The organism is Sellimonas intestinalis (assembly GCF_001280875.1).
Lineage (GTDB): Bacteria > Bacillota > Clostridia > Lachnospirales > Lachnospiraceae > Sellimonas > Sellimonas intestinalis.
On the sequence record NZ_LGAJ01000007.1, the window covers coordinates 171,779 to 184,343 of the forward strand.

Consider the following 12,565-nt stretch of genomic DNA (forward strand, 5'->3'; position numbering starts at 1 on the left):
TGAAATTACTGAGCGAGGAAACAATGCGGAGATTAAACGAAAGAAGGACGGGAGTTTTACCGTATATGAAGTCAAAAAGAAGATAGTGGCAGTTTGATAAATCGGTATCGAACGAAGGACTGATAGGAGTCAGAAATCAACAGAGTGAAGAATGTGGTTTCCGGCTCCTTTTTATGATCCGCAGGATTGGTAGTGTAACAGAGAAAAGAAAGGAAGGTGTGAAGATGGAAGCAGGGGAAGTAGTTCAATTAATGAAGTTAAACGATTTTACACAATTTAAGAATCAGGACGTCTTAACTATTATAAAAGGCTGCCACGAAAAAACAAGAAGTACTTTTTTCGGAGATGCCGGAAAAGTTGCAGATGTTGATAAAACGTGGGTGAAAGTAGCAATCAATCTTCTACTATTTGCGATCAGCCAGACAGGCAACAACATGTACGGCACGACAGAGGGAATCCGGGACATGAAATACAGGGATAAAGTCGGCAGGCTATTTGAAGGGAATACGTCGCTATGGAAAGATGTGTTTCAGAGATACTTGTCCCACATTGGTGTGAGTGTAAATGAACAGTTGATGGAGAGTTTTTATACAGAGACTTCCAAATTAAACTTTATCATGGGAATGAAAGAGCAGCAAATGGAGGAATGTATTGGACTTTGTTTTGCGCTTGTCCGAATTTACTATGAAAAAGCATTTTCTTTATATTGTCAGAAATGGGAGGATGTCTTAGGAAATGAAATCGTAAGTTCCTACACCGGTGAACAAACTCTATATGAATATGTAGAATCACCAGTTCTGGAAGATGCGGTGCGCCTTTACGTAGAAAATGCAATTCATACTGTTACAGACAGTAAAAACTGGGTTTCCCAGGAGAAAAGAAACCGGGGCATTGCCACAGCGACACACGATGTATTTGTCGTGCATGAGGTAAGAGAGGTCTATCATAGCGAGTATGATCAGGGGAGGGCCGTTTGGAGCTGGCTCCAGGATCAGGAAGTGAAAAGCTGTATCCCTGAAATGAAAAACATTCCGGATTGTCATATTCACAATCAGTCTTATGGAAACTGGTACGATGCTCCCCGCCCAAGTGGAGGGTGTGTGACAGGGGACACGAAAATTTGTCTGAGTGATGGAAGAGAGATTCCCATTTCGCAGATTCGAGAAGGTATGGAAGTGCTCAGTGAAAATGGAACGGTTTCTGTTACTTCGGATGAAAAAGTAATCAACAGGCATATAACCTGTCTATACGGGATCAATGATATTCCGCCGTTTATGTCTTTGGAACATGCTGTTTTGACGGAGGAGGGATGGAAAAGCCTTGACCCGGAAACGACGAACAGCATCAATTCTTTTTACCATGCGGCAAAATTGCAGGTAGGGGATGTCGTATATACGCTCAAGGGCAAGGAAATTGTAAGGAAAATAACGAAGCAGTATGCGGATATTCAAAGCAGGGAAACTTTTACCGGATATGATCTGCATTTCAGGCAGGGATACCAGTCCTATTATGCCAATGGAATTCTGGTGCTGTTGAATTATCCAGAGATCACGATTGCCAGAATAAAAAGGGTTCTGGACAGTATGAGTTTTCAAAAACAAAAGAGGTTCCGGCACATGATAGAGCAGAACTATGATATTTTCAGCGACATGTTTGGAGAATTATCTATGTCACAGTTACAAGAGGAGGTTTTGAAATGAAAATTAAAAAAGTATTGACCCAGCAGTTAAATGTCCTTTCTCTTCCTGAAATCAGGATAGAGGCAAAAAGTAATGATATGGGGCTGGAAAGAAAGTATTCTATTCTGGGTGGGGTTTTATATATTGATGAAAAACCGGTTCATCATTATTTTTCAAAAAATATGTTCTTTTATGAAGATGGGGAGGAGCAGGGGAGCATTTTCCTTGCCCACCACGGTCTGACAGCAGATGTGATAATTAGAAAAAATGGAAAAACGACATTATGTAAAGCATCTTCCCTGCTCCATTATGAAATGACCTATCAGGCTGAGGGGAAAGAAAAGAAACTGGATGCGGCATTTGGTATGGGAATAGACAGTAGCAGGAAGTCTTATTTTTACTGTGGATTGAAACAGAACGGAGAAGAGATCATACCGGTTCCTTCTGGAGAAGAGGAGCAGAAAAACCAGGGAATCCTTTCGGTATCATACGATGAAAAAACAAGGAATCTCATCACCAACTGGAAGACCGACGCCTATGCGATTTTAAAGGATGATAAGGGGCAGCCTGTTTATCCGGAGTTTCATATCCTGTCAATAAAAATGATCTTTGATTCCTTGTACAGAACGTGCGAGGCCACCGTACAGGAGGGGGAACAGCATATTTGTTCCTACGAGGCTTCTGAGATTTCGGTTCACGACAGAGGAACAACCCCGGAGTGTTTTCAAGGAGATTATCGGATTGCCTATCGTACGGAGGAGACGGATACGGTCATTGAGTTGTATGATATAGACTGCATTGTGGAAGAGGATTCATCGGGCAGCCGAAAAAAATATTATTACTGTGGTATAAAATGGAACGGAGAGACGCTGATTCCTGTTCCGGAGACCCGGGAGGAAAGAAAATCCCAGAATTTCCTTGGAATGTTCAAGATGGGGACAGGATGGATGCTGCATCTGGATGGGATCCGTGTTAATGAATACCTTGAGAATCAGGCCGGTTCTAAAGAGAAGTTGTATATACATTCCATCACCCTTTCTGGTTCTCAGGGAAGTATTATAGAAAACAGAAGCAGGGAGGTTTCATATACTGCAAAGGGGAAACTTGTTGTGCCAAATGGATTGGATGAGGCAAGAAAGAGATTCAGACAGAACGCTGTGATTTCAGAGAGCCTGAAAGGCAGATGCAGGGAACTGCACATGGATAAAAAACCTCTAACATTGGAGCAGCTTTGCGGGATCAGACCGCCTTCCGTCATCATATCGACTCAGGACGAGCAGGGGAAAATCGTGGAAACGACATTCGATGGGCAGCAGTACTGTTCGTATAAAACATCAGAACTTCTTATGGATCTGGTTAATTATTATGGCGGAGATATCTCAAACTCAGATAAAAGTATGAAATTTGCGGATATTTTTGGGAAGACAACGGCCGCAAGCCTGGAAGCAATCAATCAGGTAAGCAGGAATATCATTACGGAAATTGAAGAGGCTGAAGATCCGGAGCATAAACTCAGGAAGGGGTATCTTCCTGAATTTCTACGGAAACTGGCTCCCATCATACTGACCAGTACACTTGCAAAAAGAACGGATGCGGAGATTATAAAAGGGTTTGGCGGAAGAGAAAAAGAGGATGAGGCTCTCATAAAATCGAGGTTCTACCTGTCTTACATTCCAGAGGAGGTGAAAGACGGGGACACGAGCAAGAAGGAAAATGATAACAAGAAGCAAGTGTTATCTTCACAGACGGAGTATCATCATCTGACGGCCATCATTGATAAGTACGTGTATTTGTCAATTAATCCGGACCTGAGAGATTATTTGGAGGATCCTACTACAAATTATGAGGGTCAGAAGGAAAATCAGACGGCCCGTGAGTATTGGGCAGAGCGGATGTACTATAATTATGTGGAGACAATACAGCTTCTACATCTGAATTACGCGATAGATCCAGCATGGGTAACAAATATTATCAAGGTACTGGGAATTCTGGATTCCGGAAACCATGACATAAAAGATAGTATCAATGGTACTGTTTTGACGGACTCCGATGGAAATGTTTTTCAGTCCTCCTACTCTCTGGCACTGTATGCCAAGCTTGCGGATTACAATATGATTCAGATGATTGACACGTTTAAAGGAGCGGAAGATTACGAGAATTATTGTAAGTTGTTAATAGCACTTTATGGAAGCTTTTATGATAAATTTAAAAATAAAGAGATTACCATCCCCAAAGATGTAGAAGAAGCAATGCAGAAGTTTTTAAAGGAATCAAAAGAGATCTTTGTACAATGGTCTGTTCTTCAGGCTCAGGAGTTAATGCAGTTTATGATAGCAGGTGGAAGCATGTCCTCCGCTCTCCTGACGTACAATCCCACAGTTCCTGCGGTTTCTAAGTTTTTCTCTGCTGTGAACATACTGGTTGGAGCAGCCTCGTTTGGAAATATTTTTATGAATTGGGATAATCTGACTACATTTCAGAAAGCAGAATCCATTTTGTCTGTGCTTCAGGCGGGATTTTCAATAGCCAGAAATTTTGTGCTGTGGAGAACGGTCAATACTATTTTTGATATGGCGGCATCTCCGGCTGAGAGGATGAATGCGTTTTACCGTTATCAGGTTGGAGGAGGAAGCTTTGATACATTGGAGAGTGTTTCCTTTCACAGTGGAGATTCCTTTGATCTGAAGAGTAATGTGGAGGAGAATGCGACAAGATACGCAAGAAAGGTAAACGAGGGAGAGTATTCAACAATGACGCTGGAAAAGAGCAGCCGGTGTTTTGTGGTGACAGAAGTTATTTTCCAGGCGTTTAATGTAGCTCTTATGGGAATTGCGTTTGTGGCTGAAATTATGGAACTAAATAAAATGTTCCAGAATCCGGGATCTTATTCCGATGTGGAGAAAGCGTTGTCTGTGATCAATACAATATTTACAGGGGTTGCGGTGGTTCTTGGAGTGGCAGAATTTGCTCTGGGCTTTACCGCTTTGTCCGGTTCCTTTGCCGTGGCGACAGTACTTCCGATTGTTAATACTGTATTAATGGGAGCAATGTTTGTCATTTCCATTGTGATGCTCATTATTCATAAAGATCCGGTGGCGCCGATTACACTGCTGATTCAAGAAAAGATTTCCGGTGCGGTTCAGGGGTTGGCGAAGCCAAGTCAGGAATGGATCGATGCTAATACACCAAAGCAATGTTTCCTGGGAGCGTAGGAGAAAGTGATTTTATATGAGTAATTCCAGTAAGGTGTTCTCCGTTTGACAAAGCCATGATACACTGCTAGAAAGGCTACAGCCTTTCTAGCAGAAGCGGATGTAAGGACAGCGATCGTCAAATGTGGCTAGCGGAATACCCAAAGGTTCTTAATCTGTCCGCTGATCCGATCATAGTCCCAAAGCTTTTCAGAGTTCTCCCTGCTGTTGGGATCGTTCACCTTGATTTGCCCGTCCTGATATGCGGTGAGGACAATGAAATGTCCGGTAGTGGTAAAGTCCCCAGGGCCTAACACGGCGACAATCGGGTTTCCAACCTGGAGATTATCTATGATACGTTGTTCATCCAGAGGAATTTCCGTAACGTCAAGTCCCAGGGAGGAGCCACCTTCGGAGAAGAGGGACCAGTAAGAACCGTTTCCATCCGAAGCGTAGCCGTGGGAGGCGGCAAATTCTGCCATCCATGCCGGAGTGCGGTCGGTATTCCCGGTGAGGTAGATAGTGACCATGGAAAGGCAGGTAGGTCCGCAGCCGCTGAGTCCGAAGAGATCCCCTGCGTACTGCTGATATCCCCAGCGCTGGTCCCATTGCATGAGAAGTGGGACAGTACTGGTATTGAGGTCACTTAAGTCAATGGGCGGGGTCTTGGATTTCTTCATCGGATACTCAAAGACGAAGTCTTTTGTCTCCAGGTTCCGGTCATACAGGTCGATCAGGGACTGGGGATAGTCGCTGATATCATATCCGTGGGAGGAGGCGTAGTGGCTGATTTCATCCCGCGCGGAGCCATGGAAGAGAGAAGAGATTGGAGAAATGACGTCAAGTCCCGCACCTGCTCTGTTCAGTATATAGGATGCCAAAGTGCATAGCAAAAGGATAAGACACAGCATCGGAAGAATAAAATGAAGCAGATGTCCGGTACGCTTTTTTCTTGATCGGCCGTGTTTTTGTTGTCGTGCATGTATGTTTCGATAGGTATTCATGGAAATTCACTCCTTTTTCTGTTACAATTTGTGAGTTTACAATCAAAAAGCGTGTCGGAAAATCGAAGCCGATTGTCCTGGCACGCTTTTACTATACCAAAAGGCAATAGAATGTTTTCTCGGATTTCGGAACAGAAATCCTCTTTTTCTCACACAAAATTCTAACGATTTCCTGATGAATACGGGAGATCCACCTGAAAAATTACGTGGTTGTCATGGCTTTCGGCAGAAATTTTACCACCATGAAGTTCGACGATCTCCTTGGCGATGGCAAGACCAAGGCCTGCACCACCGTTTCTGGAGGCTCTGGAAGAGTCCAGACGGAAGAATTGCTCGAAGATCCGTTCCAGTTTTTCCGGCGGAATGGTAGAGCCTTCGTTTTCCACGATCAAGGTCAGGATTCCCATATCCACATAGAGGCGGATCTTTATGACTGATTCCGGAAAGCTGTAGTTGACGGCATTTCTAAGCAGATTATCGAGGACACGCTGAAGCTTGTCTGGATCGCAGAGAAAATAGAGATCCGCAGGAACCTGGACGGATGTATCCAACTGTTTCTCCGCAAACATCGGGGCGAACTCGTATAATGTCTGTTCCAACATCCGTGTCAGATTGATCCGGCTCACATCCAGAGTCAGATGAGTCAGGTTGAACCGGGTGATGTCAAAAAATTCATTGATGAGATCTTCCAGACGTTCTGCTTTCTCCAGCGCAACGCCTAAGTATTTCTCCTGCAGGGCAGGGGAGATCTCCTTTTCATCGTGCAGCAGCGTCAAATATCCGATCACGGAAGTGAGAGGTGTTTTCAGATCATGGGCCAGATAGACTACCAGATCATTTTTGCGCTGTTCCGCCGCTTCGGCCGCTTTCTGACTTTCAATGAGATTCAGCCGTACCTCATTCATATGCAGAGCAGCTTCCCGTAAATCAGCCGACATGGTAACTGTATCTTCCTGGTGTTTCCAAAGGCTGTCTGAGGCAGTCAGAAGCTCATCCAGATAGGTGCAGGATCTGGACAAATACCGGTAGCCGCAAATAAGCGCTCCGGCCAACATATAAAAGATCAAAAAGATCACGTGAAACTGATTGATAAAAGTGGTAATCTGATAAAACCATTCATAACCGTACCAAATCTGCGTATGATAATACCAGTACACGAGAAGGAATAAAAAGCCGCCGATCCCTACATAGAGCAGGTAGGAGAAAAAGAAGCGGCGCAAAAGCTGTTTCCGCAGTTGTTCAGAAAGTTGATTGCCTGTCTGTTTATTCAATTTGATACCCCACTCCCCATACGGTCTTGATGTATTTAGGCCTGCGGCCGGAATCTTTCATCTTTTCCCGGAGCCGCCCGATGTGAGCCATAACCGTATTATTATTATCCAGAAATTTTTCTCCCCAGACCTGCTCAAACAGCTCTTCCGAGGATATGACCCGTCCTTTATTCTCGCACAGATACCACAAAATAGAGAACTCCCGCGGAGTCAATGAAAGCGTGCTTCCGTTGAGGGAACATTTGTGGGAATCCCGGTCAATGGTAAGTCCCCTGATGTCGATGCAGGAATCCCGCTCCGGCTCCGCGGCAGATGATGACTGGACGCCTGCCGGGAGCAGATGATTGTACCGTTCATATCTGCGAAGCTGTGTCTTGACTCGGGCTACCAGCTCCAGCGGATTAAAAGGCTTGGTAATGTAGTCGTCCGCGCCGATGGTAAGTCCCAGGATCTTGTCTGTGTCCTCGGTCCGGGCAGTCAGCATGATGACAGGATAAAAATGTTCCTTACGGATCTCCTGGCAGAGTTTGTAGCCGTCAATATCCGGAAGCATGACGTCCAGGACCGCCAAGGAGAGATCTTCCTTTTTGATACAATCCAGGGCATCTTGTCCGTTATAACATTTCAGAACTTCCATCCCTTCGTTGGAAAGATAGACTTCAACCAGATCAGCGATGGACTGTTCGTCGTCCACGATTAATATTTTCCTTTTCATAACATTTACATCTCCTGTGTTAAGTACTGTTAAAATCCTTGCACAAAATGAGACAACTGTCAAGTAGGCAGAGGGAAATACTGATTCCATAGAAAATGATAACGAAAACGAGAAAGTGGTACCTAAAACAGTGAAAAAACATAGTTGTTTTGCACAAAATATGAGGAATAAAATTGTGAAAAATCACGTTAATTAAGAAAAAGAGACTTTAGTCCTTTTGGGGAGGAGAATTTACGAGTAAGATGCAAGTAGAAGAAGTGTAGAGGGGACAAACAAGGCTTCTTGATCTGTCAAAAGGGCAGATGATCCGGCATAACAGGGAAAGTGAGGTAGGATGATGAAGTATTCAGAGGATGCGAGCAAGCAGTATCATATTCAGGTTGGGAAAGGGGATGTCGGACAATATGTGATTCTTCCGGGAGATCCGAAGCGGTGCGAAAAAATCGCGAAATATTTTGACGACGCCGTGTTGGTGGCGGACAGCCGGGAGTTTGTCACATACACAGGATATTTGGACGGCGTGAAAGTGAGTGTGACGTCTACGGGAATTGGGGGACCGTCCGCGGCTATTGCTATGGAAGAGCTGGCAATGTCCGGAGCGGATACCTTTCTTCGGATCGGAACCTGCGGCGGGATGCAGCTTGATATTAAAAGCGGAGATGTGGTGATCGCAAACGGCGCAATCAGAATGGAAGGGACGAGCCGGGAGTATGCGCCGGCGGAATTTCCAGCCGTGGCGGACGTTCATGTGACCTATGCGCTGATGCGGGCGGCTGAGGAGCTAAAGCAGACATACCATGTAGGAATCGTACAGTGCAAGGACTCTTTCTATGGACAACATTCCCCGGAACGGATGCCGGTGAGCTATGAGCTTTTAAATAAATGGGAGGCGTGGAAACGACTGGGATGTCTTGCTTCCGAAATGGAATCGGCAGCTCTTTTTGTAATAGCAAGCCACTTAAGAGTCCGGGCAGGGTCCTGTTTCCTTGTTATGGCAAACCAGGAGAGAGAAAAGGAAGGACTGGAAAATCCGGTTGTACATGATACGGATATGGCGATACGAGTGGCAATACAGGCAATTCGCAAGCTGATAAAAGAGGATAAACAGGCAGGAAAATAAGGAGGAAACGCTATGACAGAAAGAAAAATAAAAGAATTGATTGAGATCGCCATCGGGCAGCTTGCATATTCCTATACGCCGTATTCCCACTTTCGGGTGGGAGCCGCTTTGCTTGGAAAAAATGGAATGATCTATACCGGATGTAACATTGAAAATGCGGCGTATACTCCGACGAATTGTGCGGAACGAACCGCTTTGTTCAAGGCAGTCAGTGAGGGGGTACATGATTTTGAGGCAATCTGTATTGTAGGAGGACCGAATGGAAGGATCGAGGATTTCACACCTCCTTGCGGAGTATGCAGACAGGTGATGATGGAATTTTGCTTGCCAGAAGAGTTCCAAATTATATTGGCAAAGGGGACAGAAGACTATCGGATTTTTAAACTGAAAGATTTCATGCCAATGGGATTTGGACCTGGAAATCTGGAAGAAAGGCAGGAGAAGAATGAGACGGCAAAAACGGATATTTGTTATTGTAATTGATTCCCTGGGAATCGGCGTCATGCCGGACGGGGAGAGGTTTGGAGATATTGAAGTTAATACACTGGGGCATATTTCGGAATCAGTGGAAGATTTTCAGATTCCCACGCTTCAGAAACTGGGACTTGCGAATCTGACACCGCTTCGGCAGGTGCCGGAAGTGGCACGTCCTCTTGGCTATCAGGCGGTATTGAAAGAGAAAAGTAACGGAAAAGATACGATGACCGGACACTGGGAAATCATGGGGATTGAGACAAGAAAGCCGTTTAAGACTTTTACAGAACATGGATTTCCCAAGGAACTGATCGGAGAGCTGGAAAAAAGAACAGGACATAAAGTGATCGGAAACAAGAGTGCCAGCGGGACGGAGATCATCGAAGAGCTGGGTGAGGAGGAGATCGCAACCGGACATATGATCGTATACACATCGGCGGATTCGGTAATGCAGATCTGTGGAAATGAGGAGACATTCGGTCTTGAGGAGCTGTACCGCTGTTGTAAGATCGCAAGAGAACTTACTATGAGAGAAGAGTGGAGGGTCGGCCGGGTGATAGCAAGACCGTATATCGGAAAGAAGAAAGGCGAGTTCGAAAGGACAAGTAACCGACACGACTATGCGCTGAAACCTCCGATGCGGACAGCGCTTGACGTACTCCAAGATCATGGATTTGATGTGATCTCTGTAGGAAAGATCCGGGACATTTTTGACGGGGAGGGAATCACAAAAGCATATAAATCGAAGTCTTCCATTCACGGGATGGAGCAGACAAACGAGATCGCGGGGAAGGATTTCCACGGGCTGTGCTTTGTCAATCTGGTGGATTTTGACGCAAAATGGGGGCACCGCAGGGATCCGGAAGGCTATGCAAAAGAACTGGAACAGTTTGATAAAGGGCTTTCGGTACTTCTGGAAACGCTAAGAGAAGATGACCTCTTGATTATCACTGCGGACCACGGGAACGATCCGACCTATATCGGGACTGACCACACAAGGGAAAAGGTGCCGTTTCTGGCCTATTCCAAGAGTATGGAAGGCGGCGGAAGGTTGTCGGAGCAGGATACATTTGCGGTGATTGGGGCTACTATCCTTGATAACTTTGGACTCTCCATGCCGGAGGGAACAATAGGCGCTTCCCTGCTCGGAGAGCTAAAGTAAGGATCTACTACAGAAAAGAAGCTACCATCACGCTGTGATAAAGGGCAGCGGCAAAAAATGAAGGAAGAGGAAAATAGCAGGTGTGGCGGAGCATCCGTAGAAAAGGAGGGAAAATAAATGGAGAAAAAATTAAAGACCTGTCTTACAAGTATCCGGGGGAAAACGGATTTCAGCCCCAAGGTGGCTCTGATTCTGGGGAGCGGGCTTGGAGATTATGCGGACGGGATTCATATCGAAACGACGATGGATTACACAGAAATCGAAGGATTTCCAGTTTCTACAGTGAAGGGACATAAAGGGCGCTTTGTGTTTGGGTATGTAGGCGAGGTGCCGGTTGTCATTATGCAGGGCCGGGTCCACTATTATGAAGGGTACCCGATGACTGACGTCGTCCTTCCAACCAGACTGATGGGGCTGCTGGGTGCGAAACAGTTGATTTTGACCAATGCGGCCGGAGGTATCAATGGAACATTCTGTCCAGGAGATTTTATGATGATTACTGACCACATTGCGGTCGGTGTGCCAAGTCCGCTGATCGGGCCAAATCTGGATGAGCTGGGGCCAAGGTTTCCGGACATGAGTGAGGTGTACAGTACCCGGATTCGGACTGTGATCAAAGAGGCGGCGTCTGCCTGTCAAATGAACCTCAAAGAAGGCGTCTATGTGCAGCTTACCGGGCCGAACTATGAGACGCCGGCGGAAATACGAATGTGCAGAAGCTGGGGCGGTGACGCAGTCGGTATGAGTACAGCCTGCGAGGCCATGGCAGCCCGTCATATGGGCATGGAAATCGGTGGGATTTCCTGTATTACGAATCTGGCAGCCGGTATGAGCAAACAAAAATTGGATCATATGGAGGTGCAGGAGAGTGCAGACCGGGTTTCCAAGGACTTTAAACGCTTGATAACCCGCATTATTGAAACTATCTAAAAAGAAGACAGAAAGAATACGAAAGGCGGGAGATTATGAATATCGCAAACCTTCCTAAATTGGATCTCCACTGTCATCTGGACGGTTCTCTGACAAAGGACATCATTGAGGGGCATTTGGGAAGAGCTGTGTCTGATGAGGAGCTGACGATATCAGAGCAATGCCGGAGCTTAACCGAATATCTGAAAAAGTTTGACCTGCCTGTGCAGTGCCTCCAGGATGCGGCAGGGCTTTCGGATGGAGCCTATCGTTTTGTAGAAGAGATTGCAAAAGAAAAGATCGAATATATTGAAGTGAGGTTTGCCCCGATGCTCTCAGCCCATGACGGACTGCCTTGTGCTCAGGTCATTGAGGCGGTGAGGGACGGTATGGAGCGGGCCAAAGAAGCTTTTCATGTCAGGTATGGTATCATCACCTGTGCCATGCGGCACCACAGTGAGGAACAGAATCTTACAATGTTACGGTGTGCCAGAGAGTATCTGGGGATGGGCGTATGTGCGCTGGATTTGGCGGGGGATGAATCGGCGTTTCCGACAAGATGTTTCCGGCCCCTATTTGAGGAGGCCAGACGTCTTGGTATGCCGTTTACCATTCACTCAGGTGAGACAGGGAATGTGGAAAATGTCCGGGAGGCTTATGAACTGGGAGCCAGACGGATCGGGCACGGGATCGCGCTTCGGAAAGATCCGAAGCTGATGAAAGCCTATGCAGAGGCTGGAATCGGTGTGGAAATGTGTCCGACAAGCAACTTCCAGACAAAGGCGGCCGCCGGATGGGAAGCGTATCCGCTCCGGCAGTTTGTAGACGCCGGAATCAAGGTGGGCATCAACACAGACAACCGGACAGTCAGCGGCACAACCATGACAAACGAATTGACAAAAGTATACGAGCAGTACGGCCGGGACGATGGGTTCATTTTCACGTTACTACGAAATGCCGCCCAGACGGCATTTGACCCGGAAATCAAAGATATCCTGGAACAAAAGTGGGCCAGGACAGGGGAGGAATAGAAGATGCAA

At 46.1% G+C, this 12,565-nt stretch carries 10 protein-coding genes; 7 read left to right on the top strand and 3 right to left on the bottom strand.

Annotated elements, in window-relative coordinates:
* Positions 1 to 224 precede the first annotated feature (224 nt).
* Together AOA56_RS08265 and AOA56_RS08270 are read left to right on the top strand one after the other, a co-directional pair.
* The gene (locus AOA56_RS08265) at positions 225 to 1,700 is read left to right on the top strand and encodes a hypothetical protein (protein WP_053769419.1); all 1,476 of its coding nucleotides are present in this window, start codon (positions 225 to 227) and stop codon (positions 1,698 to 1,700) included.
* Positions 1,697 to 4,891, top strand: coding sequence for a hypothetical protein (locus AOA56_RS08270; RefSeq protein ID WP_053769420.1), 3,195 nt, complete (start codon positions 1,697 to 1,699; stop codon positions 4,889 to 4,891). Before AOA56_RS08265 ends, AOA56_RS08270 begins: the two co-directional genes overlap by 4 nt.
* Before the next feature lie 128 nt (positions 4,892 to 5,019).
* Here the strand turns inward: AOA56_RS08270 and AOA56_RS08275 are convergent, their stop codons facing one another.
* The 3 genes from AOA56_RS08275 to vanR all read right to left on the bottom strand — a co-directional run bounded on the left by AOA56_RS08275 (position 5,020) and on the right by vanR (position 7,860).
* On the bottom strand, positions 5,020 to 5,874 hold the full coding sequence (locus AOA56_RS08275; RefSeq protein ID WP_053769421.1) for a C39 family peptidase: 855 nt from the start codon (positions 5,872 to 5,874) through the stop codon (positions 5,020 to 5,022).
* A gap of 161 nt (positions 5,875 to 6,035) precedes the next feature.
* Entirely contained in the window at positions 6,036 to 7,145 is a 1,110-nt protein-coding gene (locus tag AOA56_RS08280; protein WP_390499151.1) for a sensor histidine kinase, read from the bottom strand.
* Entirely contained in the window at positions 7,138 to 7,860 is a 723-nt protein-coding gene (gene vanR, locus AOA56_RS08285) for a VanR-ABDEGLN family response regulator transcription factor (protein ID WP_053769422.1), read from the bottom strand. Before vanR ends, AOA56_RS08280 begins: the two co-directional genes overlap by 8 nt.
* A 334-nt stretch (positions 7,861 to 8,194) precedes the next feature.
* Here vanR and udp point away from each other — a divergent pair, with 334 nt between their 5' ends.
* The 5 genes from udp to add all read left to right on the top strand — a co-directional run bounded on the left by udp (position 8,195) and on the right by add (position 12,556).
* On the top strand, positions 8,195 to 8,980 hold the full coding sequence (udp, locus tag AOA56_RS08290) for a uridine phosphorylase (protein ID WP_053769423.1): 786 nt from the start codon (positions 8,195 to 8,197) through the stop codon (positions 8,978 to 8,980).
* 12 nt (positions 8,981 to 8,992) lie between these two features.
* A complete protein-coding gene (gene cdd / locus AOA56_RS08295) occupies positions 8,993 to 9,463 on the top strand; it encodes a cytidine deaminase (RefSeq protein ID WP_053769424.1) in 471 nt (156 codons plus the stop codon).
* Complete coding sequence (locus tag AOA56_RS08300) at positions 9,426 to 10,616, top strand: phosphopentomutase (protein WP_053769425.1); 1,191 nt, start codon at positions 9,426 to 9,428, stop codon at positions 10,614 to 10,616. The genes cdd and AOA56_RS08300 overlap by 38 nt, the downstream gene beginning before the upstream one ends.
* Positions 10,617 to 10,733: 117 nt before the next feature.
* Entirely contained in the window at positions 10,734 to 11,546 is an 813-nt protein-coding gene (locus tag AOA56_RS08305) for a purine-nucleoside phosphorylase (protein ID WP_024733704.1), read from the top strand.
* Between the two features lie 35 nt (positions 11,547 to 11,581).
* Positions 11,582 to 12,556: an adenosine deaminase gene (gene add / locus AOA56_RS08310; protein WP_053769426.1), complete on the top strand. Its 975-nt coding sequence runs from the start codon at positions 11,582 to 11,584 to the stop codon at positions 12,554 to 12,556.
* Positions 12,557 to 12,565: the final 9 nt, after the last annotated feature.

What these genes read in the sequence shown, in the direction of transcription:
- AOA56_RS08265 (WP_053769419.1), top strand. Translation starts at nt 225, where the DNA reads ATGGAAGCAGGGGAAGTAGTTCAATTAATGAAGTTAAACGATTTTACA.
- AOA56_RS08270 (WP_053769420.1), top strand. Translation starts at nt 1,697, where the DNA reads ATGAAAATTAAAAAAGTATTGACCCAGCAGTTAAATGTCCTTTCTCTT.
- AOA56_RS08275 (WP_053769421.1), bottom strand. Translation starts at nt 5,874, where the DNA reads ATGAATACCTATCGAAACATACATGCACGACAACAAAAACACGGCCGA.
- vanR (WP_053769422.1), bottom strand. Translation starts at nt 7,860, where the DNA reads ATGAAAAGGAAAATATTAATCGTGGACGACGAACAGTCCATCGCTGAT.
- udp (WP_053769423.1), top strand. Translation starts at nt 8,195, where the DNA reads ATGATGAAGTATTCAGAGGATGCGAGCAAGCAGTATCATATTCAGGTT.
- cdd (WP_053769424.1), top strand. Translation starts at nt 8,993, where the DNA reads ATGACAGAAAGAAAAATAAAAGAATTGATTGAGATCGCCATCGGGCAG.
- AOA56_RS08300 (WP_053769425.1), top strand. Translation starts at nt 9,426, where the DNA reads ATGAGACGGCAAAAACGGATATTTGTTATTGTAATTGATTCCCTGGGA.
- AOA56_RS08305 (WP_024733704.1), top strand. Translation starts at nt 10,734, where the DNA reads ATGGAGAAAAAATTAAAGACCTGTCTTACAAGTATCCGGGGGAAAACG.
- add (WP_053769426.1), top strand. Translation starts at nt 11,582, where the DNA reads ATGAATATCGCAAACCTTCCTAAATTGGATCTCCACTGTCATCTGGAC.